General features: G+C 44.2%; 14 protein-coding genes and 2 pseudogenes. 11 read left to right on the plus strand and 5 right to left on the minus strand.

The features are described 5' to 3' along the window. Positions 1-146: 146 nt before the first annotated feature. A pseudogene (locus AC04Q4_RS02465) lies at positions 147-1,215 on the minus strand (CapA family protein); the annotation flags it as partial. Positions 1,216-1,620: 405 nt separating this feature from the next. On the opposite strand from AC04Q4_RS02465, the gene AC04Q4_RS02470 reads away from it, so the two are divergent. Next, positions 1,621-2,445, plus strand: a complete 825-nt coding sequence (locus tag AC04Q4_RS02470; RefSeq protein ID WP_476388421.1) for a deoxyribonuclease IV — start codon at positions 1,621-1,623, stop codon at positions 2,443-2,445. Positions 2,446-2,469: 24 nt separating this feature from the next. Continuing rightward, positions 2,470-3,000: a hypothetical protein gene (locus tag AC04Q4_RS02475; protein WP_476388422.1), complete on the plus strand. Its 531-nt coding sequence runs from the start codon at positions 2,470-2,472 to the stop codon at positions 2,998-3,000. Positions 3,001-3,107: 107 nt separating this feature from the next. Here the strand turns inward: AC04Q4_RS02475 and AC04Q4_RS02480 are convergent, their stop codons facing one another. From AC04Q4_RS02480 to AC04Q4_RS02490, 3 genes are all read right to left on the minus strand, one after another. Further along, positions 3,108-4,094, minus strand: coding sequence for an NAD(P)-dependent oxidoreductase (locus AC04Q4_RS02480; RefSeq protein ID WP_476388423.1), 987 nt, complete (start codon positions 4,092-4,094; stop codon positions 3,108-3,110). 109 nt (positions 4,095-4,203) lie between these two features. Then, on the minus strand, positions 4,204-5,478 hold the full coding sequence (gene aroA, locus AC04Q4_RS02485) for a 3-phosphoshikimate 1-carboxyvinyltransferase (protein WP_476388424.1): 1,275 nt from the start codon (positions 5,476-5,478) through the stop codon (positions 4,204-4,206). Between the two features lie 93 nt (positions 5,479-5,571). Continuing rightward, positions 5,572-6,663, minus strand: a complete 1,092-nt coding sequence (locus AC04Q4_RS02490; RefSeq protein ID WP_476388425.1) for a prephenate dehydrogenase/arogenate dehydrogenase family protein — start codon at positions 6,661-6,663, stop codon at positions 5,572-5,574. 218 nt (positions 6,664-6,881) lie between these two features. On the opposite strand from AC04Q4_RS02490, the gene AC04Q4_RS02495 reads away from it, so the two are divergent. From AC04Q4_RS02495 to AC04Q4_RS02520, 6 genes are all read left to right on the plus strand, one after another. Beyond that, positions 6,882-7,604, plus strand: coding sequence for a phosphatase (locus AC04Q4_RS02495; protein WP_173737033.1), 723 nt, complete (start codon positions 6,882-6,884; stop codon positions 7,602-7,604). Positions 7,605-7,758: 154 nt separating this feature from the next. Beyond that, positions 7,759-9,849 (plus strand): elongation factor G, encoded by a 2,091-nt coding sequence (locus AC04Q4_RS02500; protein ID WP_476388426.1) that lies wholly within the window; start codon positions 7,759-7,761, stop codon positions 9,847-9,849. A 112-nt stretch (positions 9,850-9,961) separates the two neighbouring features. Continuing rightward, positions 9,962-10,132, plus strand: coding sequence for a chorismate--pyruvate lyase (locus tag AC04Q4_RS02505; RefSeq protein ID WP_119239745.1), 171 nt, complete (start codon positions 9,962-9,964; stop codon positions 10,130-10,132). After that, positions 10,129-11,136 (plus strand): substrate-binding domain-containing protein, encoded by a 1,008-nt coding sequence (locus AC04Q4_RS02510; RefSeq protein ID WP_476388427.1) that lies wholly within the window; start codon positions 10,129-10,131, stop codon positions 11,134-11,136. The genes AC04Q4_RS02505 and AC04Q4_RS02510 overlap by 4 nt, the downstream gene beginning before the upstream one ends. 219 nt (positions 11,137-11,355) lie before the next feature. Continuing rightward, positions 11,356-13,044: an alpha,alpha-phosphotrehalase gene (locus tag AC04Q4_RS02515; protein ID WP_476388428.1), complete on the plus strand. Its 1,689-nt coding sequence runs from the start codon at positions 11,356-11,358 to the stop codon at positions 13,042-13,044. Beyond that, positions 13,041-15,032: a TIM-barrel domain-containing protein gene (locus AC04Q4_RS02520; RefSeq protein ID WP_476388429.1), complete on the plus strand. Its 1,992-nt coding sequence runs from the start codon at positions 13,041-13,043 to the stop codon at positions 15,030-15,032. The genes AC04Q4_RS02515 and AC04Q4_RS02520 overlap by 4 nt, the downstream gene beginning before the upstream one ends. A gap of 159 nt (positions 15,033-15,191) precedes the next feature. Here AC04Q4_RS02520 and AC04Q4_RS02525 read toward each other — a convergent pair whose 3' ends face one another. Then, a complete protein-coding gene (locus AC04Q4_RS02525; protein WP_178773995.1) occupies positions 15,192-16,421 on the minus strand; it encodes a dicarboxylate/amino acid:cation symporter in 1,230 nt (409 codons plus the stop codon). 251 nt (positions 16,422-16,672) lie between these two features. Between AC04Q4_RS02525 and leuS the strand changes: the two genes are divergently transcribed. The 3 genes and pseudogenes from leuS (at position 16,673) to AC04Q4_RS02540 (ending at position 21,545) form a co-directional block, all read left to right on the plus strand. Continuing rightward, positions 16,673-19,093, plus strand: coding sequence for a leucine--tRNA ligase (leuS, locus tag AC04Q4_RS02530; protein WP_476388430.1), 2,421 nt, complete (start codon positions 16,673-16,675; stop codon positions 19,091-19,093). A gap of 341 nt (positions 19,094-19,434) precedes the next feature. Next, positions 19,435-20,797, plus strand: a pseudogene (locus tag AC04Q4_RS02535) (radical SAM/SPASM domain-containing protein). A gap of 91 nt (positions 20,798-20,888) precedes the next feature. After that, positions 20,889-21,545: a TVP38/TMEM64 family protein gene (locus tag AC04Q4_RS02540; RefSeq protein WP_195455201.1), complete on the plus strand. Its 657-nt coding sequence runs from the start codon at positions 20,889-20,891 to the stop codon at positions 21,543-21,545. The last annotated feature ends 57 nt before the right edge of the window (positions 21,546-21,602 follow it).

Here is a 21,602-nt window from a genome sequence, read left to right on the forward strand (position 1 = left end):
GTCACCAGAGTTATTGCCTGAAGAGTCTGCTCCGTCCGAAACATCTGCACTGCCGGAAGAGCCGCTATCTGTGCTGTCAGTAGAATTGCTGTCGGAACTGTCGGTACTTCCTGTTGTACCGGAAGAAGCAGAAGAATCAGCTGCCGGAATTGCTGCGCTTCGTTCCTGGATCTTCGCCTTGATACGGGTAGCCTCATCACCGGTAGCAGGAGTTGGCTGATAGTTGTTATATCCATCAGCAGAGGAAATGGAGCAGGGGATGATATTGGTTACGTTATCTTCCTGCACACCTTCAGAAGTAATGGTAAACGTCTGCTGGAAGATCATAGTATCCATATCACTTGGAGAGCTGTTTCCTCCGAAGCAGAAGTTTCCGAGGCTGTAGACGATATTTTTGCCTTTATAGGTCTCAATTCCCTGAAGTACATGTGGATGATGGCCGCACACCAGATCAGCACCTTCATCAATAGCCAGACGCCCAAGAGTCATCTGGTTGGTATCCGGGACAGTTTCTGTTTCATTTCCCCAGTGGAAGATCACAATAACAAGTTCTGCACCATCCTTTTTGACTTTGGCAATATTATCTTTCAGCTGCTGTTCCCGTCCAAGGTGATCGTTCAGTTCATAGATTCCCACAAGACCGACCTTGATGCCTTTTATATCCATGACTGCTGTATCATCATATCCAAAATGTGTAATTCCTGCGTTATCAAGAGCTGTCATGGTATCGGTATAGCTCTGGTCGCCGTAATCATGGCTGTGGTTATTGGCGGTATTTACCGCTTCTACAGAACCGCTGTTAAGGATCTGGGCATATTCGGCAGGAGCTTTAAATGCGAATGTTTTGTCCTCGCGGGTATCGGAATCTGTAAGTGTTCCCTCGAAATTGGCAATGGTCAGGTCATCGGCTTCGAAGATGCTTTTTACATTTTTGAAGAAATAATCTTTTCCGTTATTATCATAATAAGCAGTAAAACCGGTATCATAATCAAAAGTTTCATCAGTTCCAAGTGTACAGTCGCCGACTACGCTGATGGTAAGAGAAACAGGTTCTTTAGCTGCGGCAGCTTCCGCCGGGGCTTTTTTTGCTTCGGCTTCTGCCTGGGCTTTCTGGAGTGCTGCTGCCTCGGCTGCCTTTCTGGATGAGCAGGCGCGTGCGGAAAAGATAATGACCAGAAGCAGTACCAGAAGAATGCCACCTCCTGCAAGTAACATTTTCTGGCGGCGAACCTGCTGATAGCGGGAGTTGTGGGAAATCGCTTTTCTGAGGGATGCTGCAGAATTATGTGAAGATGAATGTCTGTCTGCAGCAGAAGAGTTCTGGTGGGAAGTGCCGGAAGAGGCAGTTCTGTGTTGCCGGGCTCCTTCCTTGCCGGAACGCTGCTGCCGTGCTTCGCGTGCACGGAGAGCTTCCTGGCGGGCATGTTCCGGATCATGGCCATGAACCGGTCGTCTTCGATTATCGTTTGGCATATTTTTTCTTTCTCCTTCATATGTAAAGATACATTTATTATAGAAAGAATTGGAAACAATGTAAAGGAAGAATCCCGGTCTTTTCAGAAAAAGGCGTTTTTGTTATAATAATGCTGCAAATAAATATTACAGGGAGATTACAGAAAAATGGTACTATATATCGGAAATCATACAAGTTCGTCCAAAGGCTACGCTGCCATGGGCCGTCAGATGCTGAAAAACGGCGGGAATACATTCGCGTTTTTTACCAGGAATCCACGGGGCGGCAAGGCGAAAGAGATCGATCAGCAGGATGTGGAGAAGTTTCTGGAGTTGGCCAGGGAGAATCAGTTCGGGAAACTGGTGGCACACGCCCCTTATACCATGAATGCCTGCGCGGCCAAAGAAAATCTGAGAGATTTTGCCAGGGAGGTTATGGAAGATGACCTGAAGCGTATGGAAAATACGCCGGGGAATTATTATAATTTTCATCCGGGAAGTCATGTAGGCCAGGGAACAGAAGCGGGGATCACCAAGATTGCTGAGATCCTTAACGAAGTGCTTACAGAAGAGCAAAGTACGACAGTTCTTCTGGAAACCATGTCTGGTAAGGGTTCTGAGGTGGGGGCAACATTTCAGGAACTGAGGGAGATTATTGACCGTGTGGAGAAAAAGGATAAGCTGGGTGTCTGTCTGGATACCTGTCACGTGTGGGATGGAGGGTATGATATTGTCCATGACCTGGATGGGGTGCTTCATGAATTTGACCAGGTGATCGGACTTTCCAGACTGAAAGCGGTTCACCTTAATGACAGTATGAACGGTCTGGGCAGCCACAAAGATCGTCACGCGAAGATCGGTGAAGGAGAGATCGGACTGGATGCGCTTGTAAATGTAGTGTGTCATCCGGCATTAGAAGGAATTCCGTTTATTCTGGAGACACCGAATGATGATGAGGGATGGAAAAGAGAAATTGCACTTTTGAGAGAATGATATGCTGTGAAAGGAGCTTGATTCATGAGAAAGTTTAAATTTTTTCTTTTGGCAATAACAGGAGCTGCTGTGCTGATGCTGGGCGGCTGCAAGGAGAAAGCAAAATATGACGAGTCTGCTTTCCAGGATGACCTGGAACCATTGACAGATGATGAGCTGGAATCCATGGATGAGAATACCGATGATGAGATGACAGTGGCAGATGAAGATGAGATGGCCCAGGGAGATCTGGAAGCGGATGAGACAAAAAATAAAGAGAGCAGTTCGGATGCTTCCACAGACAGTACAGAGAGCCAGAAGAAGCTGGATGAGAAAGGCACTTATACTGATAAGGATGATGTGGCTGAATATATTTATGAATATGGACATGTTCCATCAAATCTGAAAGCGGAAACTTATGATAATGCAGATAATATGTTTCCTGTTGAGGATGGTGTTACTTACCAGCAGTGCAGCCTGGATACAGATGGAAAGCAGAAGATCATTTTTACCCAGGATGGAAAGCGTGTGTATTATATCTCGGATGATGGGGAATCGTTTGAAGAGATTTATTAAGGAATAAATATTTGCTTAATTATGAATAAAAAACCCGGATACAGATACTAATTAATCTGTGTCCGGGTTTTTTAATATCCAATAATTTGAAAAAAATCAGTGACTCATCACTGAACCTGATTTTTCAGTTCCTCGCCGTTCATAAATGCACGTGCATTTTCCAGTGTTGTCTCAGCGATATTGGTCAGTGCCTCTACTGTGAAGAATCCCTGATGGGAAGTCATGGTAACATTTGGGAAGGACAGCAGACGCTGGATGGTGGAAGTCGGGAGAATGCTGCTGGACATATCCTCGTATACATAAGCAGATTCTTCTTCATAAACATCCAGACCAACAGCAAAGAATTTATGGTCACGGATTCCTGCAATAAGATCATCGGTTTTGATCAATCCGCCTCTGGAAGTGTTGACCAGGATCACACCGTCTTTCATTTTTGCAATAGTTTCAGAATTGATCAGATGCTCTGTTTCCGGAGTCATCGGACAGTGAAGGCTGATCAGATCACTGGTTGCAAGAAGTTCGTCCAGTGAAACATATTCCAGAAAATCCAGGCTTTTATTTGGGAAAAGATCATAGGCAATGACACGCATGCCAAAACCGCGGCAGATCTTTGCCATAGCCTGACCGATTTTTCCGGTACCGATAATACCGGCTGTTTTCTGATAAAAGTTCACACCCATCAGGCCGTTCAGTGCAAAATTGTTTTCACGGCATTTGATATAGGCTTTATGTGTATGGCGGTTGGCTGTCAGGGCAAGAGCCATAGCGTGCTCGGCAACTGCTTCCGGGGAATAGCCAGGGACACGGACAACCTGGATTCCGCATTTAACTGTTGTTTCCAGATCAACATTGTTGTATCCGGCACAGCGCATCAGGATCAGCTTTACACCCTGACGGTGCAGTTCTTCAATTACCGGTGCGCCAAGGTCAGCATTTACAAATGCGCAGATGGCATCATAGCCGTGGGCAAGAGCTGCTGTTTCCTCATGGATGTTGGCTTCAATAAATTTGATTTCAATGCCTGGATAGGACGGAAGCAGCTTCTCAAAAAATTCCTTATCGTAGCTCTTGGTGTCATAAAACAAAATTCTCATAATAGTTGCTCCTCTCTGGAATAATATTTTTTCGGACAAAATAATATCATGGCTTTATCAATTTGAAAAGGGGTAAACTGGAAGAAAAAAGGATAAACTTTATCAAATATTATTCAGCCAGGCTGTAAAGATCGGAATAAAACTCCGGATAGGAGATATTGACACATTCTCCGTTTCTGATCATGAGAGGTCCGTCACAGAGAAGGCCTGCCACTGCAAAGGACATGGCAACACGGTGATCAAGGTGAGAATCGATCTCAGCTCCATGAAGCGGTTTGCCGCCGTTGATGATCATGCCGTCGTCTGTTGCCTGGATATCTGCTCCCATTTTCTGAAGGTTTTCTGTCATAACCTGGATACGGTCGGATTCTTTTACACGAAGCTCCGCTGCATCACGGATTACAGTGGTTCCCTTTGCAAAAGCAGCCATTACAGCGATCATCGGAAGTTCGTCGATCAGGGTAGGAATGATAGCACCCTCTACTGTGGTCCCGTGGAGAGAAGAAGAGCGGATCAGAAGATCTGCGGTAGGCTCGCCTTCTTTTGTTTCGTTCAGCAGGGTGATATCTGCCCCCATGGCTTTGCACACACGAAGAATACCGTCACGGGTAGGATTGGTTCCGACATTTTTAAGAAGGATCTCACTGTTTGGAACAAGAAGTCCGGCTGCGATAAAGTATGCGGCAGAAGAAATATCGCCAGGAACCAGGATTTCCCTTCCGTACAGAGAAGGATCCGGTTTAACAGAAGCTGTTGTTCCTTCTGAAGTTACATCTGCCCCAAAATAGTTCAGCATGATCTCAGTGTGGTTTCTGGAAAGAACAGGTTCTGTTACGCTTGTGATACCATCAGCGTACAGTCCTGCAAGAAGTACGCAGGATTTTACCTGTGCAGAGGCCACCGGTGAATCATAATGGATAGCCTGGAGTTTTTTTCCGGAGATCTTGAGGGGTGCACAGCCATTTCCGTTAAGACTTACAATATCTGCACCCATCTGAGAGAGTGGGGTCATGATCCTTTTCATAGGACGTTTCCGGATAGAAGCGTCACCGGTAAGCTCGGAAATAAAATCCTGTCCTGCAAGGATACCGGAGATAAGACGGGTGGTAGTTCCACTGTTTCCTACATCCAGCACATCGTCTGGAGCTGTAAGGCCATGTAGACCTTTACCGCGGACGAGAATCTCGCCATTGTTGTTTTCGATATTGATTCCCATTTTCCGGAAACAGGAGATGGTGGAGAGACAGTCTGCACCTTCCAGAAAATTAGTGATCCTGGTGGTTCCTTCTGCAAGGGAGCCGAACATAACAGCTCTGTGTGAGATGGATTTGTCACCTGGGATGGCAAGTGTGCCGTTTAATTTGTTTACTTTTTTAATTTCCATAATGAATACCTGCCTGTAATGTTAGTTTTCGTTTCAGACACCAGGACGGATCGTGTATGATTTATAAAAAGCTGTTTTGGTGTCTGACATTCATCAGCGTTCGCAGATTTTGTAGTTACGTTTATTAAGAAGAATTTTCGCCTGCTCTAAAGCCTGGTCTGTGTAAAACTCGATCTTCAGAACGCCGTCCTCAAATTCACGGTTATGGATAATGCCGATATTCTTGATGTTGACCTTCTCTGTTGCAAGTATGGTTGCGATAGTCGCGATAGCACCGGCTTCATCAGCCACATCAATAAAAAGGACATAAGAGCGAGGAATCAGGCTGTTGTCCAGAATATCAATGGAATCGCGGTAGTCCTTGGAGCTTGCGAACATATCAAAAATATTGTCAGATTCTTTATTATCGATGGAACAGCGGATCTGGATCAGCATACGGATAAATTCATCCAGAACTGTGGAGATATTCTTCTGATTTTCCAGGCAGATCTGCTCCCACATGATCGGAGACGAGGAGGCGATACGTGTGATATCGCGGAAGCCGCCTGCTGCGATCATCTTCATGTATTCTGCATCATTGTCCAGAAGTTTAACAAGGTTGACAAGAGCAGAAGCTACGATATGAGGAAGATGGCTGACGCCGGCTGTGATGAAATCATGTTCTTCCGCAGTGATCACAAGGGGGATAGCACCAAGGGAAGAAATCAGTTCTGTAAAATCGGATATTCGATCCAGAGGAACCTCGCCTCCTGGAGTGATAATATAGTAAGCATTCTCAAGAAGATGATCACTGGAATTAGAAAAACCGCTGCGTTCGGATCCTGCCATCGGGTGTCCGCCGATAAATCTGGAATCTAATCCAAGCTCAGTTACCTTTTCGTGGATGATACTCTTGACGCTTCCCACATCTGTGAGGATACAGTTCTCGCCAAGGGAGTCTTTCATCTTCTCCATGTATTCCACATTGAATTCTACTGGTGCGCAGAGGAAAATGTAATCGCAGCTGCGGAAACGTTCGTCCTCAATATCACATATACCGTCTATGATATTACTGCTGACTGCTTCTGCCAGAGCTTCTCTGTCTGTGTCAAAAGCCAGCAGATGGTAATCCGGATGAAATTTTCGGATGGTTCTGGCAACGGAACCGCCAATGAGTCCCAGGCCGATAAAACCTATGGTTTTCATATTACTTCAGAGTCCTTTCAGATTACTTTTATTCTTTAAAAGTGTAAATCACGAATATATTGTAAAAGAAAGTGTGAAAAATGTCAATAAATGTATCAAAAGAGAAAGCTTTATGAAAGGGAATTTTGAAAAAGAATGTGTTTTACAGAAAACTTCTTGTTAATATCAGAAGCACGGACGTATAATATAGAAAAACTAAAAACAGAGGAGAGTTTGTTATGAAATACCATTCAGTCATGGATCTGCACACCCACACAGTTGCCAGCGGACATGCTTACTGTACGCTTCGGGAGATGGCGAAAGCTGCTTCGGATAAAGGACTTGAGCTTCTTGGCATCACGGAACACGCACCGAAAATGCCCGGAACCTGTCATAAGTTTTATTTCCAGAACATTAAAGTTGTTCCAAGAGAAATGTATGGCATCCAGCTTCTGCTGGGCTCAGAAGTAAACATTCTGGATGCGGCAGGAACTGTAGATCTGGAGCAGAAAACACTGGAAAAGCTGGATGTGGTGATCGCAAGTCTTCACGTTCCCTGTATCCATCCGGGCAGCAGGGCAGAGAATACAGAAGCTTATCTTAATGCCATGAAGAATCCATACATTAATATTATCGGCCATCCGGATGACGGAAGATATGAGATTGATTATGAAGCACTGGTACAGGGAGCGAGAGAATACGGAAAAGTCCTGGAGCTGAACAATCATTCTATGGATCCGGACTGCACCCGCGAGAATGCAGTGGAGAATGACACTGTTATGCTGAATTACTGTAAAAAATATCAGGTTCCTGTTGTCATGGACAGTGATGCCCATTTTGACCTGCTGATCGGGGAATTTGATCTTGCCAGAGAATTGCTGACAAAGCTGGATTTTCCGGAAGAGCTGGTGCTGAACCGTTCAGTTGACGCTGTGAAGAAATATGTGAACCGTAAGTTTTGATCAGACGTTTCATACACATATTCCAACGAATTGACGGTATATCAAAAAACTTTCTGAAAAAAAGTTGTCAAAATTGAATAAAATACTTGAAATTTGCATGGAAATTTAGTAAAATGTGAACATATTAAGTAAGACAAACAGGGAGGTATTACATATGGACGTTTTCAGAACAGACCGAATCAGAAATGTAGTCCTATTAGGTCATGGTGGCGCAGGCAAGACAACACTGGCTGAGGCAATGGCTTATCTGGCAGGTATGACCAGCAGACTCGGACGTGTTGAGGATGGCAATACTGTCAGCGATTATGACAAGGAAGAAATAAAGAGACATTTTTCCATCACAACTTCTTTGATTCCGGTACCATGGGATAAGATGAAAGTAAATGTGCTGGATACACCTGGATATTTCGATTTTGTGGGAGAAGTAGAGGAAGCAGTTAGTGCAGCAGATGCAGCGATCATCGTTGTTTCCGGTAAGGCCGGTGTTCAGGTAGGAACACAGAAGGCATGGAATCTCTGCGAGAAATATAAACTTCCGCGTATGATCTTTGTTACAGATATGGATGTGGATGATGTCAGCTATCGTGAGGTCGTGGAAGAGCTGACAGAGCTGTATGGCAAGAGAATCGCTCCCCTTCATTTTCCGATCCGTGAGGACGGCAAGTTCGTAGGATATGTCAATGTTGTGAAACAGGCCGGAAGAAGATACATTGACAAGGCCGGCAAGGAAGAATGCCCGGTTCCTGATTACCTGACCGAATACCTGGAGAAATACCATGAAACTCTGATGGAGTCTGTTGCAGAGACCAGCGAAGAATTTATGGATCGTTATTTTGAGGGAGATACATTCTCTGTAGCTGAGGTTTCCGCAGCTATTGCAACGAATGTACAGGATGGAAGTATTGTTCCTGTATGTATGGGATCACCTGTGAACCTTCGTGGCGTATCCAACCTTCTTGATGATATCTGCGGATATTTCCCGAGCCCGAGCGGACGTTCCTGTAACGGTATCGCACAGAAGACCAATGAGATCTTTGAAGCCAACTATGATTTTGCCAGGGCGAAATCTGCTTATGTATTTAAGACCATCGCTGATCCGTTCCTTGGTAAATATTCTCTGATCAAGGTATGCTCCGGTGTTCTGAAATCCGATGATACACTTCTTAATGTAGAGAAGGGAACAGAGGAGCGTGTAAATAAGCTTTATGTTATGGAAGGTTCCAAACCGATCGAAGTTCCGGAGCTTTTTGCAGGTGATATCGGTGCCATTGCCAAGCTTGGCAGCGTGCAGACAGGCGACAGCCTTGCAACTAAGGCGAACCCGATCCTTTATCCGAAGGCAGTTCTTTCCACACCATATACATATAAGAGATTTAAGGCCGTAAAGAAGGGCGATGAAGATAAGATCGCTCAGTCACTTGCCAAGATGATGAGTGAGGACAATACTCTTAAGGTTGTCAATGACAGTGCCAACCGCCAGAGCCTGATTTACGGTATGGGCGACCAGCATCTTGACATCGTAGTAAGCAAGCTGAAAGAACGCTATAAAGTAGATGTTGAACTTTCCAAACCGAAGGTTCCGTTCCGTGAAACGCTTCGTAAGAATTCGGATGTAGAAGGCAAACATAAGAAACAGTCCGGCGGACATGGACAGTACGGCCATGTTAAGATGCGTTTTGAGCCGTCCGGTGATCTGGAAACTCCTTATGTATTTGAGCAGGTTGTTGTCGGCGGTGCAGTTCCGAAGAACTACTTCCCTGCAGTTGAGAAGGGACTTCAGGAATGTGTTCAGAAAGGACCTCTTGCTGCATATCCTGTAGTTGGCGTGAAGGCTACTCTTTATGATGGATCTTATCATCCGGTTGATTCTTCTGAGATGGCATTTAAGATGGCGACAATCCTTGCATTCAAGAAGGGCTTCATGGAGGCTTCTCCTGTACTTCTTGAGCCGATCATCTCCATGAAGGTGATTGTTCCGGATAAATATACAGGTGATGTTATGGGCGATCTCAACAAGAGACGTGGCCGTGTTCTTGGAATGAATCCGGATCATGAAGGCAATACCATTATCGAGGCAGATGTTCCGTTGCTTGAGATCTATGGATATTCCACAGTGCTCCGTTCCATGACAGGCGGAAGCGGAGATTTCTCCTATGAGTTTGCACGTTATGAGCAGGCTCCGAATGATATTCAGGAGAAAGAGATCGCAGCACGTGCAAGCAAGGTTGAGGGAGCTGACGAATAAGAAGGTATACAAGAATATCTTATGAGGGTAGGATATAGAGTTGACAGGCTGCAGCATTTGCTGTAGCCTGTTTTTAACTGAATATATTAAAAGAAAGAGAGAGGATAAAATAATGCTGGTATGTGATTATATCGTAAAACAGATTGACGGAGATTACGCTCATCTTCAGCGCGTGGATCAGACGGAAGAAGAATTGAAGGTCGTTGCAAGAGCACTGCTTCCTGCAGAGATCTATGAGGGCTGTGAGCTTCATTATGAGCTGATGCAGTATTCAATGAAATGATAAGGCTGCAGGATATCGCGGATATGGCAGGGGTCAGTCGTACAACCGTATCCAATGTGATAAATGGAAATACAAAACGGGTTTCGCAGAGTACCATTGACCGGATCACAGCGATCCTGAAGGAGCAGAATTATGTTCCTCACATGGGATCTGTGATGCTTTCCGGACATGGATCAAGGATCATAGGAGTAGTTCTCGGTTTTTCTTTTATCCATGGCATGCAGTCTCTGCAGGATTCATTTGTGGGAGAGATCACCGGAACGCTGCAGGTGGAAGCGGAGAACAGAGGCTACTACATCATGCTCATTGGCGGGGAAAAGATCGATAATGTGGTAGATATGGCATCCCGCTGGAATGTAGAAGGCCTCATCATTATAGGATATAACGAAGAACAGTATCACCAGCTTTCCAGAAAGCTGAATAAAAAGATGGTATTGATCGATGCCTATCCGAAAGGCGAATATAGCTTTCAAAATGTAGGAGTAGATGATTATTCCGGAGGATATCAGATCGGGGAATATCTGTATTCCTGTGGATACCACCGGGCGCTTTTTATTGCGGAGACAGAAGAGGACAGTGATTATGCCAGGTGGCTTGGATTTAAACAGGCAATGGAAAGAAATGGCGGCTTCTGCAGTCGTTCCCGTTATGTGGTGGTTCCCCAGGAACCCCGGCGCAGACTGAAAAAATATGAAGAGCTGCTGCCACATTTTCTGGAGACAAAGGCACTGGCATTTTCTTCTGATTACACAGCTGTGGAAGCTATCAATTATTTTACAGACAGAGGAATCAGGATTCCGGATCAGATTTCCATTACCGGCTTTGATGATAATTTTTATGCGCAGATCGTCAGGCCAAAGCTGACCACCATTCATCAGGATATTCATCAGAAAGCAGTTCTTGCCTTACGAAAGCTGCTTCTTATGGCAGAGGGAAAGGAACCTGTCGAAAAAAATGTAAAAAGCCCTGTCTGGCTTGTAAAGAGAGATTCTGTAAAAGAGTAGCAGGATCTCTTTTTTTATTTTGTGACGACTTTTCCTGGGGCATCAGCGGGATGGAGCGGGAATTCTTTCACCGGACAGTAGTGACTTATTGTTAAAACTGCATAAAAAAAACGGAAAAGTTTGGCAGAAATTTAAGTTTCACGAGAAACCTATTGATTTTAAAGGGCGGATAGGATATGCTGATTTCAGAATCAAACAGAAAAAAGGAGGCCGTTTACCATGAAAAAAAACTGGTGGAAAGAAAGCGTGGTATATCAGATTTATCCGAGAAGTTTTAAGGACAGCAATGGAGATGGAATTGGTGATATTCCCGGAATTATAGAAAAACTGGACTATCTGAAGGAGTTGGGAGTCAATGTTCTCTGGATCTCACCCATGCTGGAATCCCCGCAGGATGACAATGGCTATGATATTTCCGATTACCGCAGGATCTATAACGAATATGGAACCATGGAGGATTATGAAAAGCTTCTTGAGGAAGCACATAAACGTGGCATTAAGATCCTCATGGATTTGGTTGTAAACCATACTTCCGATGAACACAACTGGTTTATTGAAAGCAGAAAATCCAAAGATAATCCTTACAGGGATTACTATATCTGGCGGAATCCGGTCAATGGAAAAGAACCAAATAACTGGGGAAGTGTATTTGGAGGACCTGCATGGGAGTATGATCCTCAGACAGAGATGTATTATCTTCACCTGTTTTCCAGAAAGCAGCCGGATCTGAACTGGGAAAACGAAAAGGTTCGTCAGGAAGTTTACGATATGATGAATTTCTGGTGTGAAAAAGGAATCGACGGTTTCCGAATGGACGTGATCAGCATGATCTCCAAGGATCAGTCATATCCGGATGGAGAAATGAACGGAGGATTATACGGTGATTTCGGTCCTTACTGCGTCCATGGCCCGAGGATCCATGAGTTTCTCCAGGAAATGAACAGAGAAGTTTTATCCAGATATGATGTGATGACAGTTGGAGAAACCTCTGGTGTGACTATCGAAGAGGCACAGAAATATGCTGGTGAGGATAGAAATGAGCTGAACATGGTGTTCCAGTTTGAGCATGTAGAGGACCAGGGATCAGACCATGGTAAATGGACTACCGAGAAATACGATTTCCGGGAATTTAAAAAGGTTATGATCAAATGGCAGGAAGAGCTTGCAGGAAAAGCATGGAACAGTCTGTTTCTTGGAAATCATGACCAGCCAAGAAGTGTTTCCAGATTTGGAAATGATAATCCTGCATACAGGGAAACTTCAGCCAAGATGCTGGCAACCTGCCTTCATATGATGCAGGGAACTCCTTATGTTTATCAGGGAGAAGAGCTTGGAATGACCAACGCTTATTTTACAGAGCTTAAGGATTACCGGGATATCGAAAGCATTCAGTATTTCCATGAATATACAGAAGCCGGTATTTATACACCGGAATACATGATGAAGTGCCTGATGCTGAGAGGACGTGACAATGCCAGAACACCGATGCAGTGGGAGGATTCCCATCAGGCCGGCTTTACGGAGGGAACGCCATGGATCAGGGTAAACTCCAATTATAAAGAGATCAATGCTAAACAGCAGCTTTCAGATCCGAATTCCATTTTCCACTATTATCAGAAGCTGATCCGTTTAAGAAAAGAAAAACCGGTGATCGTTTACGGTGCTTTTGAGGCACTTTACAGAGATCATGATCAGATTTTTGCATATACCAGAACACTTGAAGGAGAGAAACTTCTTACAGTCTGCAATTTCAGCGAACATGTGGCAGAAATGGAAATTCCGGAAGAATTTCAGAAAAAAGCAGAATGTCTGATCACAAATCTTGGAAGAAAGGATTTTGGAAAGAAAGTGATCCTGAAACCTTATGAGGCATTTGTTCTTTACAGAAATCAGGAGGATGAAAAATGATTAAAAAATATGTATATGGAGAGCCTTTTGAGACTGAGGCACTGACAGAAAATATTGAAACAGCAGAAGGAATACCAGGGTATGGAGAAATCTGTACAGATAATGGGTTTTCATTTACATATATCATGGATGAAGAGGATATCGTCTACGGATTGGGGGAATCCAACCGCGGCATCAACAAGAGGGGATTCATTTACACCAGTAACTGTACCGATGATCCGGAACATACAGAAGATAAACATTCCCTGTATGGTGCACATAATCTTATCATTGTGTCAGGAAAAGAAACCTTTGGAATGTTCTTCGACTATCCGGCAGCAATTACCTTTGACATTGGCTATACCAGAATGGATACCATGAAGGTAACCTGCGAAAATGCAGACCTGAAGCTTTATGTGATCGAGGGTGAGAGTCCCTATGATATTGTAAAGCAGTTCCGTCATGTGATCGGAAGAAGCTATATCCCGCCGAAATTTGCCTTTGGCTTTGGACAGAGCAGATGGGGCTATACTACAAAAGAAGATTTCAGGAAGGTTGCAGCCGGGTATCGTGAAAATCATATTCCTATTGATATGATCTATATGGATATCGATTATATGCAGTCTTATAAGGACTTTACATTAAACGAAGAGAATTTTCAGGATTTTCCGGAGTTTGTGAAGGAACTGAAGGATCAGGATATCCGTCTGATTCCTATCATTGATGCCGGTGTCAAGGTAGAGCCGGGATACGATGTTTATGAGGAGGGTGTTAAAAACCGTTACTTCTGCCAGAGAGAGGACGGCAGTGATTTTGTGGCTGCTGTATGGCCGGGAGATACCCATTTTCCGGATGTGCTGAACAAAGATGCCAGAAAGTGGTTCGGTGATAAATACCGTTTCCTGATCGAAAAAGGAATCGATGGTTTCTGGAATGATATGAACGAGCCGGCGATCTTCTATTCCACAGAGGGAATGAAAGAGGTTAAAGAGCTTGCCGGGGAATTTGCAAAAGATACGGAGGGAAAGATCCATATCTGGAAGATGCAGGATGCGCTTCGCAATGCTGCAAATAATCCGGAAGATTATAGGAGATTTTATCATAATGTAGATGGCAAAAAGATCCGCCATGACAAAGTCCATAACCTGTTTGGCTATAATATGACCAGAGCAGCAGGAGAGGCTTTTGAACGGATCGATCCGGAAAAACGTTTTCTGATGTTTTCCAGATCATCCTATATTGGTATGCATCGTTACGGTGGAATCTGGACCGGCGATAATAAATCCTGGTGGGCTCATATCCTTCTGAACCTGAAGATGATGCCATCTCTGAATATGTGTGGTTTCCTGTATGCAGGAGCAGATCTGGGTGGATTTGGCGCAGATACCACAAGAGAGCTGCTGCTTCGTTTCCTTGCACTTGGAGTATTTACACCGCTGATGCGTGATCATACAGCGATCGGTACCAGGGAGCAGGAATGCTTTCAGTTTGAAAATGTGGAAGATTTCCGTCATGTGATCGGTGTAAGATATCGTCTTGTTCCATATCTTTACAGTGAGTATATGAAGGCTGCACTGAACGATGATATGTATTTCCGGCCAATGGGCTTTGTTTATCCGGAGGATAAGATTGCCGTACATGTGGAGGATCAGCTGCTGCTTGGAAATGAGATCATGATTGCTCCGGTTTATGAGCAGAATGCAAGAGGTCGTTATGTATATCTTCCGGAGGAGATGAAGTTTGTGAAATTCCTTCCGGACGGAACTATTGCGGAGGAGATCCTGGAAAAAGGTGTACATTATGTGGAAGTGGCGCTGAATGAGATCCCACTGTTTATCAGGAAGGGAAAATGTATTCCTGTTGCAGAAGCTGCGGAATGTGTGGCAGCTCTTGATACAGAAAATATGCAGCTTCTCGGATATGAAGGCGCGGAGTATACCTTATATGAGGACGATGGGGTTCATAAGGATTACGACAGAGAAGATAATTACCGTGTCCTGAAAAAATAAAGCCAGCATGTGAACAGCTGATAAAAAAAGCCGTAAGTATATGTGAAAGTTTCTTAAACATATATCTTACGGCTTTTTTACTATTATTACTTTACATAATATATTTTATGTAAAGCAATCCTGCATTATATATAAATAATACTTCAGGCAGATCTGTTTTTATACTTCTTCCTCAACCCTGATAACGTTTTTCAGTACAGAGCAGCAGGCCATATCACCGATAACATTGACACAGGTGGCACCCATATCACACAGGGTATTGATACTGATATAAACACCGAGAACTCCGGCAGGAAGTCCGGCCATAGTTGCCAGTGCTGCGAAGGATGCGATAGCACCGCCTGGAACACCAGGAGTACCAACGGAAAGCAGTACGTTTGCAAGAAGGATAATGATCATAAGTGAAATACTTACATGGATCCCGCAGGCATTTGCAAAGAACATGATCATAAAGGACATCAGGATAGATACTGCATCCATGTTAACGGTAGCACCAAGAGGAATGGCGATGCTGGTGATTTGGTTGGATACCCCCATCTCTTCTTCCATACACTGTTTACTTAATGGAATGGTGGCGGAGCTTGAGCAGGTTCCGAAGGCATTAAGTGCTGCAGGCAGGATTGCTTTCAGGAATTTCAGCGGACTCTGTTTGCCGATCAGCTTTACAGAGAGACCATACACTACAATAGCGAAGCCAAAGAATGCCACATACAGAATGACAAGCTGTGTTGCAAGGGAAATGATCGTCTCAGTTCCGTTGGCTTCCACAACCGGTACGATGGTACAGAAAACACCGATGGGTGTAAAGTACATGATAGTTGTGATGATCTTCAGGCATACTTCATTGATGGAATCGATCAGATTCAGGAATGGAGTTCCTTTTTCACCAACTGCGATCAGTGTGAAACCGATGATCAGGGCAAATACCAGAACCTGGAGCATGTTTCCGTCGGCAAATGCGGCGATCGGGTTGGATGGGATCAGGTTTTTCAGGGTATCGAGAATACTACTCATTTCTGTAGCCTGAATATCTGCCGTTGCCATCTCGAATTTTACGCCCTCACCGAGATGGATCAGTCTTGGGATGATCAGTCCGCACAGGCTGGCAAGTGCTGTTGTGCAGAGAAAATAGATCATGGATGCGGCAGTGATCTTGCCGGTAGTACGTGCATTTCCGATGGAACAGATTCCAATGACAATGGAACAGAAGACCATGGGAAAGATCATCATGTTCAGGGCATTCATGTAGATATTTCCGATCAGACTGGTCACAGTAAGAACCGGTTCAAACCGTCCGGCCAGAAAAAGTCCTGTGAGGATACCCAGGATCAGTCCTGTAAAGATCGCACCGGTAATATGCTTCCGGTACCAGGAATAAAAAGATTTCATTTATGCGTTCCCTCCTAAGAAAAATATGTATGATATGTATAATATAGGAAAATACATGCTGGAAATTATACCACGTGAAAAAAGAAGCGTCAATAAAACAGGTCAGGATCGTCGGGTTACGCATATTTCGACGGAAAAGGGCTGTTTTTGGATTTCTGTTTGACAAATACAGCATAAGTAGTTAAAATTAAAAGCAGTGTGTGAAAGCATTAAAGTATTAATACTGAGTAATTTGTCAGGAGGAATAAAAAATGGCTGCACCTTATAACCATAGAGCCATCGAAGCGAAATGGCGCACAAACTGGGAGAAAAAACCGGTAAATGTCAATGACGGCAAGAAACCGAAATATTATTGTCTGGATATGTTCCCGTATCCGTCCGGAAACGGTCTTCATGTAGGACACTGGAGAGGCTATGTGATCTCCGATGTATGGAGCCGTTATAAAATGCTCCAGGGTTATTACCTGATCCACCCGATGGGATGGGATGCTTTTGGTCTTCCGGCTGAGAACTATGCCATCAAGATGGGTGTTCATCCGGCAGTATCTACAGCAGCAAATATTAAGAACATCAAACGTCAGATCAACGATATCGCAGCAATCTATGACTGGGATATGGAGGTTAATACAACAGATCCGGAATTTTATAAATGGACACAGTGGATCTTTGTGAAAATGTTCAAAGAAGGTCTTGCATATGAGAAGGAATTCCCGATCAACTGGTGTCCTTCCTGTAAGACAGGTCTTGCAAATGAGGAGGTTGTAAACGGATGCTGCGAGCGCTGTGGTACAGCAGTTACCAAAAAGAACCTCCGTCAGTGGATGCTCCGCATCACAAAATATGCAGACAGACTTTTAAGTGATCTGGATAAACTGGACTGGCCGGAGAAGGTTAAAAAGATGCAGACAGACTGGATCGGCAAATCCTACGGCGCAGAGGTCGATTTCCCGGTTGAAGGAAGAGATGAGAAGATCACTGTCTATACAACAAGACCGGATACTCTTCACGGAGCAACTTTCATGGTACTTGCGCCGGAGCATGCTCTTGCGAAATCTCTTGCAACAGACGAGACAAGAGAGGCTGTAGAGAAATATATCTTTGATGCTTCCATGAAGTCCAATGTAGACCGTCTCCAGGATAAAGAGAAGACAGGTGTATTCACAGGTACTTATGCGATCAATCCGCTGAACGGCGAGAAGCTTCCGATCTGGCTTTCCGACTATGTTCTGGCAGATTATGGTACAGGTGCTATCATGTGCGTACCTGCTCATGATGACCGTGACTTTGAGTTTGCAAAGAAATTTGATATTCCGATCATCCAGGTTATCGCAAAAGATGGTAAAGAAATTGAGAATATGACAGAAGCTTACACAGAGGCTTCCGGAACTATGATCAACTCCGGTGAGTGGAATGGAATGGAGTCTTCCGTACTTAAGAAGGAAGCACCGCATATCATCGAGAAGCTTGGCATCGGACGTAAGACTGTCAACTACAAACTGAGAGACTGGGTATTCTCCCGTCAGCGTTACTGGGGCGAGCCGATCCCGATCGTACACTGCCCGAAATGCGGTGCTGTACCGGTACCGGAGGATCAGCTTCCGTTAAGACTTCCGGAGGTAGAAAGCTATCAGCCTACAGGAACCGGAGAGTCACCTCTTGCAGCTATTGACGAGTGGGTGAATACCACATGCCCATGCTGTGGTGCTCCTGCAAAACGTGAGACAAACACTATGCCTCAGTGGGCAGGATCTTCCTGGTATTTCCTCCGTTATGTAGATAGTAAGAATAATAAAGAACTGGTTTCCAAAGAAAAAGCTGACAAATATCTGCCTGTAGATATGTATATCGGTGGTGTAGAGCATGCTGTTCTTCACCTTCTGTATTCCAGATTCTATACTAAGTTCCTGTATGATATCGGAGCTATTGACTTCGATGAGCCGTTTGTCAAGCTGTTCAACCAGGGTATGATCACAGGTAAAAACGGAATCAAGATGAGTAAATCCAAAGGAAATGTTATTTCACCGGATGATCTTGTAAATGATTACGGATGTGATTCCTTACGTATGTATGAGCTGTTCGTAGGACCGCCGGAACTGGATGCAGAGTGGGATGACAGAGGAATCGATGGTGTATCCAGATTCCTGAAGCGTTTCTGGACACTGGCTCTTGACAGCATTGAGAAGGATATCCCGGCTACCAAGGAGATGGAGAAGACCCGTCATAAGATGGTATACGATATCACCAGTAGACTTGAGGCCTTCAGCCTGAATACCGTAGTGTCCGGATTTATGGAATACACAAACAAACTGATCGCTATCGCAAAGCAGAACGACGGTGCTGTTGACAAAGAGACTATCGAGACAGCTACCATTCTTCTTGCTCCGTTTGTTCCTCATATCGCTGAGGAGATCTGGGAGAAGCTTGGACATGAGGATTCCATTTTCCATGCACAGTGGCCGGCTCACGATGAGGAGCTTATGAAGGATGATGAGATCGAGGTTCCGGTTCAGATCAACGGCAAGACAAAGGCTGTTATCAGTATTCCGGCAGATATCTCCAAGGAGGATGCAATTGCAGAGGGAAAGAAAGCAGTTGCAGATAAGATTTCCGGAAATATCATCAAAGAAATCTATGTACCGAAGAAGATCATCAATATCGTAGTAAAGAAATAAGATTAATTAAAAACACCCGAAGCAGCGCGGAAGATATTTCTGCCTTTGCCAGGGTGTTTTTTTGATAAACATCATGAAATCAGTAAGTGTGCACAAAAATAACAAATGTTATTTAGATGAAATGTCAAAAATATTTAGGCATTTTAATAGATTTGCCTAAATTTTGGTCATACCAATTATATTGTCTATTGTTATTCAAATGGAAAAAACGTACAGTAACACCATGAGTCAGGCAAAGACAATAAGAAAGCTTTGTTACTCGAAATGCAGTGTGACGGAATGAAGATGTCCGTTTAGCTGGATTGCATATCTACATTGAGAGAAATAAGGAGAGAGACAGTATGAGCGCAATGAACACACTTAAGAAATTCGGACTGGAACAGGCATTCAACTATGTTTATAAAGATCCGGATAAAAATTTTATCAAGATCATGGATTGGGCAGATAAATTTTCCGGTGGTGGATTCCCTACACAGAGAGCAATGATCCGCGAAGCCATTTCTGATCCGGAACATCCATATTATCCGTTTATTCATAGATTGGTAACTGACATTGATCCGCATGTTATGAAAACTCTGGCTGCAAACTTCTTTATCAATGCGAATCTTGCTGGCTGGAAGAAACAGGATGAATGCCGTGAGAAATATGGCTGTAATATCCCGTGGGCGATTCTTCTTGATCCAACAAGTGCATGTAATCTGCACTGTACAGGATGCTGGGCAGCAGAGTATGGAAACAAGCTGAACCTCACCTACGATGAGATTGACGACATCATCCGCCAGGGTAAGGAGCTTGGCGTTTATATGTATATTTACACAGGCGGAGAGCCACTCGTAAGAAAAAAGGATCTGATCCGTCTTTGCGAGAAACATAATGACTGTATCTTCCTTTCCTTCACAAATGCAACATTGATCGATGAGGATTTTGCAAATGATATGCTTCGGGTAGGAAACTTTGTTCCTGCAATTTCACTGGAAGGATTTGAGACTGCAACAGATGGCAGAAGAGGAAATGGTGTATACCAGAAGGTTATCAAAGCCATCAATCTTCTCAGAGAGAAGAAGCTTGTTTTTGGTATCTCTGCATGTTATACAAGCGCAAATTTCGAGTCCATCACATCGGAGGCGTTTTACGACAGTCTGATCGATCTTGGAGCGTACTTTATCTGGTATTTCCATTATATGCCGGTTGGAAATGATGCTTGCACCGGAGTTGCTCCCCACACCTGAACAGAGAAGAGAAACCTATGAGCGCATCCGTAAATACCGTGCAACAAAGCCGTTGTTTGCCATGGATTTCCAGAATGATGCAGAGTTTGTGGGAGGATGTATTGCAGGTGGACGCCGCTATCTCCATATCAATGCAAATGGTGATATCGATCCATGTGTATTTATCCATTATTCTGATTCCAATATCCGTGAGAAATCACTTCTGGAAGCACTGCAGTCTCCGATGATGATGGCATATCATGACGGACAGCCGTTTAATGACAATATGTACCGCCCATGTCCGATGCTTGAAAATCCGCAGAAGCTGAGAGAAATGGTAGAAAAATCCGGAGCACATTCCACAGATCTTCAGTCACCGGAGAGTGCAGAGCATCTCTGTGCGAAATGTGACCGGTATGCTGAAAACTGGAAACCGGTAGCAGAGGAAATGTGGAGGGAAGACCAGGAGAGAAAGGCAGAGAAGAAAGTCGGCTGATCCTGAAACTTAAAAAAGCAGAACTTATGAAAGAGCACGGTACCGGAAACAGGTGCCAGTGCTCTTTTTTTGAAAACGGAGTGATCAAACCATGAAAAAAATGATTGATAACATCAGAAAATATCTGCCGGTGGTGCTCATTCTTGTGCTGCTTCTTTTCTGCATCTGTTATAAGAAAGATCTGTCTGTGGAAAAGATCCTGCGCTATACGCCGAAGGAACCTGTTAAGGCAGCATTACTTATGCTTGTGTTTTATGCCGTGAAAAGTGTCTCCTTTGTATTCCCCATTGCAGCTCTGCAGCTGGCTGTAGGACATCTGTTTCCTACAGGAACTGCACTTCTGGTGAACTTTCTGGGAAGAGCAGTTACACTGGCACTTCCTTACTGGATGGGACGTTTTTCCGGCTCTGCCATGGTGGAGAATCTTACTTTCAAATATCCGAAGCTGAAAACAGTGGTGGATTACCAGAACGGAAATCCTCTGTATATCTCTTATTTTATGAGAACGCTGAATTTTTTGCCCGGGGATGCAGTGAGCCTGTTTCTGGGTGCGGTGAAGATCCCATTTGGAGTATATATGCTAGGTGGGACGCTGGGAACACTTCCAGGAGTTATCCTTGCCACGATATTTGGAGCAAATATCAAGAATCCAGGATCACCGGCATTCTGGCTTTCCGCGGTGCTTCTTGTGATGATCAGTGTATTTTCGATCCTGATACATAGGTATATTTCCCGGAAGAAAAAATGACAGTGCTTTCGCTTCCTTCTTTTACTGAGCGAAAAAATGTAGTATAATGCAGACAAC

This window comes from Blautia sp. HA8986 (assembly GCF_056504635.1).

Coding starts and splice junctions, on each gene's coding strand:
- AC04Q4_RS02470 (WP_476388421.1), top strand. CDS start 1,621: ATGGTACTATATATCGGAAATCATACAAGTTCGTCCAAAGGCTACGCT.
- AC04Q4_RS02475 (WP_476388422.1), top strand. CDS start 2,470: ATGAGAAAGTTTAAATTTTTTCTTTTGGCAATAACAGGAGCTGCTGTG.
- AC04Q4_RS02480 (WP_476388423.1), bottom strand. CDS start 4,094: ATGAGAATTTTGTTTTATGACACCAAGAGCTACGATAAGGAATTTTTT.
- aroA (WP_476388424.1), bottom strand. CDS start 5,478: ATGGAAATTAAAAAAGTAAACAAATTAAACGGCACACTTGCCATCCCA.
- AC04Q4_RS02490 (WP_476388425.1), bottom strand. CDS start 6,663: ATGAAAACCATAGGTTTTATCGGCCTGGGACTCATTGGCGGTTCCGTT.
- AC04Q4_RS02495 (WP_173737033.1), top strand. CDS start 6,882: ATGAAATACCATTCAGTCATGGATCTGCACACCCACACAGTTGCCAGC.
- AC04Q4_RS02500 (WP_476388426.1), top strand. CDS start 7,759: ATGGACGTTTTCAGAACAGACCGAATCAGAAATGTAGTCCTATTAGGT.
- AC04Q4_RS02505 (WP_119239745.1), top strand. CDS start 9,962: ATGCTGGTATGTGATTATATCGTAAAACAGATTGACGGAGATTACGCT.
- AC04Q4_RS02510 (WP_476388427.1), top strand. CDS start 10,129: ATGATAAGGCTGCAGGATATCGCGGATATGGCAGGGGTCAGTCGTACA.
- AC04Q4_RS02515 (WP_476388428.1), top strand. CDS start 11,356: ATGAAAAAAAACTGGTGGAAAGAAAGCGTGGTATATCAGATTTATCCG.
- AC04Q4_RS02520 (WP_476388429.1), top strand. CDS start 13,041: ATGATTAAAAAATATGTATATGGAGAGCCTTTTGAGACTGAGGCACTG.
- AC04Q4_RS02525 (WP_178773995.1), bottom strand. CDS start 16,421: ATGAAATCTTTTTATTCCTGGTACCGGAAGCATATTACCGGTGCGATC.
- leuS (WP_476388430.1), top strand. CDS start 16,673: ATGGCTGCACCTTATAACCATAGAGCCATCGAAGCGAAATGGCGCACA.
- AC04Q4_RS02540 (WP_195455201.1), top strand. CDS start 20,889: ATGAAAAAAATGATTGATAACATCAGAAAATATCTGCCGGTGGTGCTC.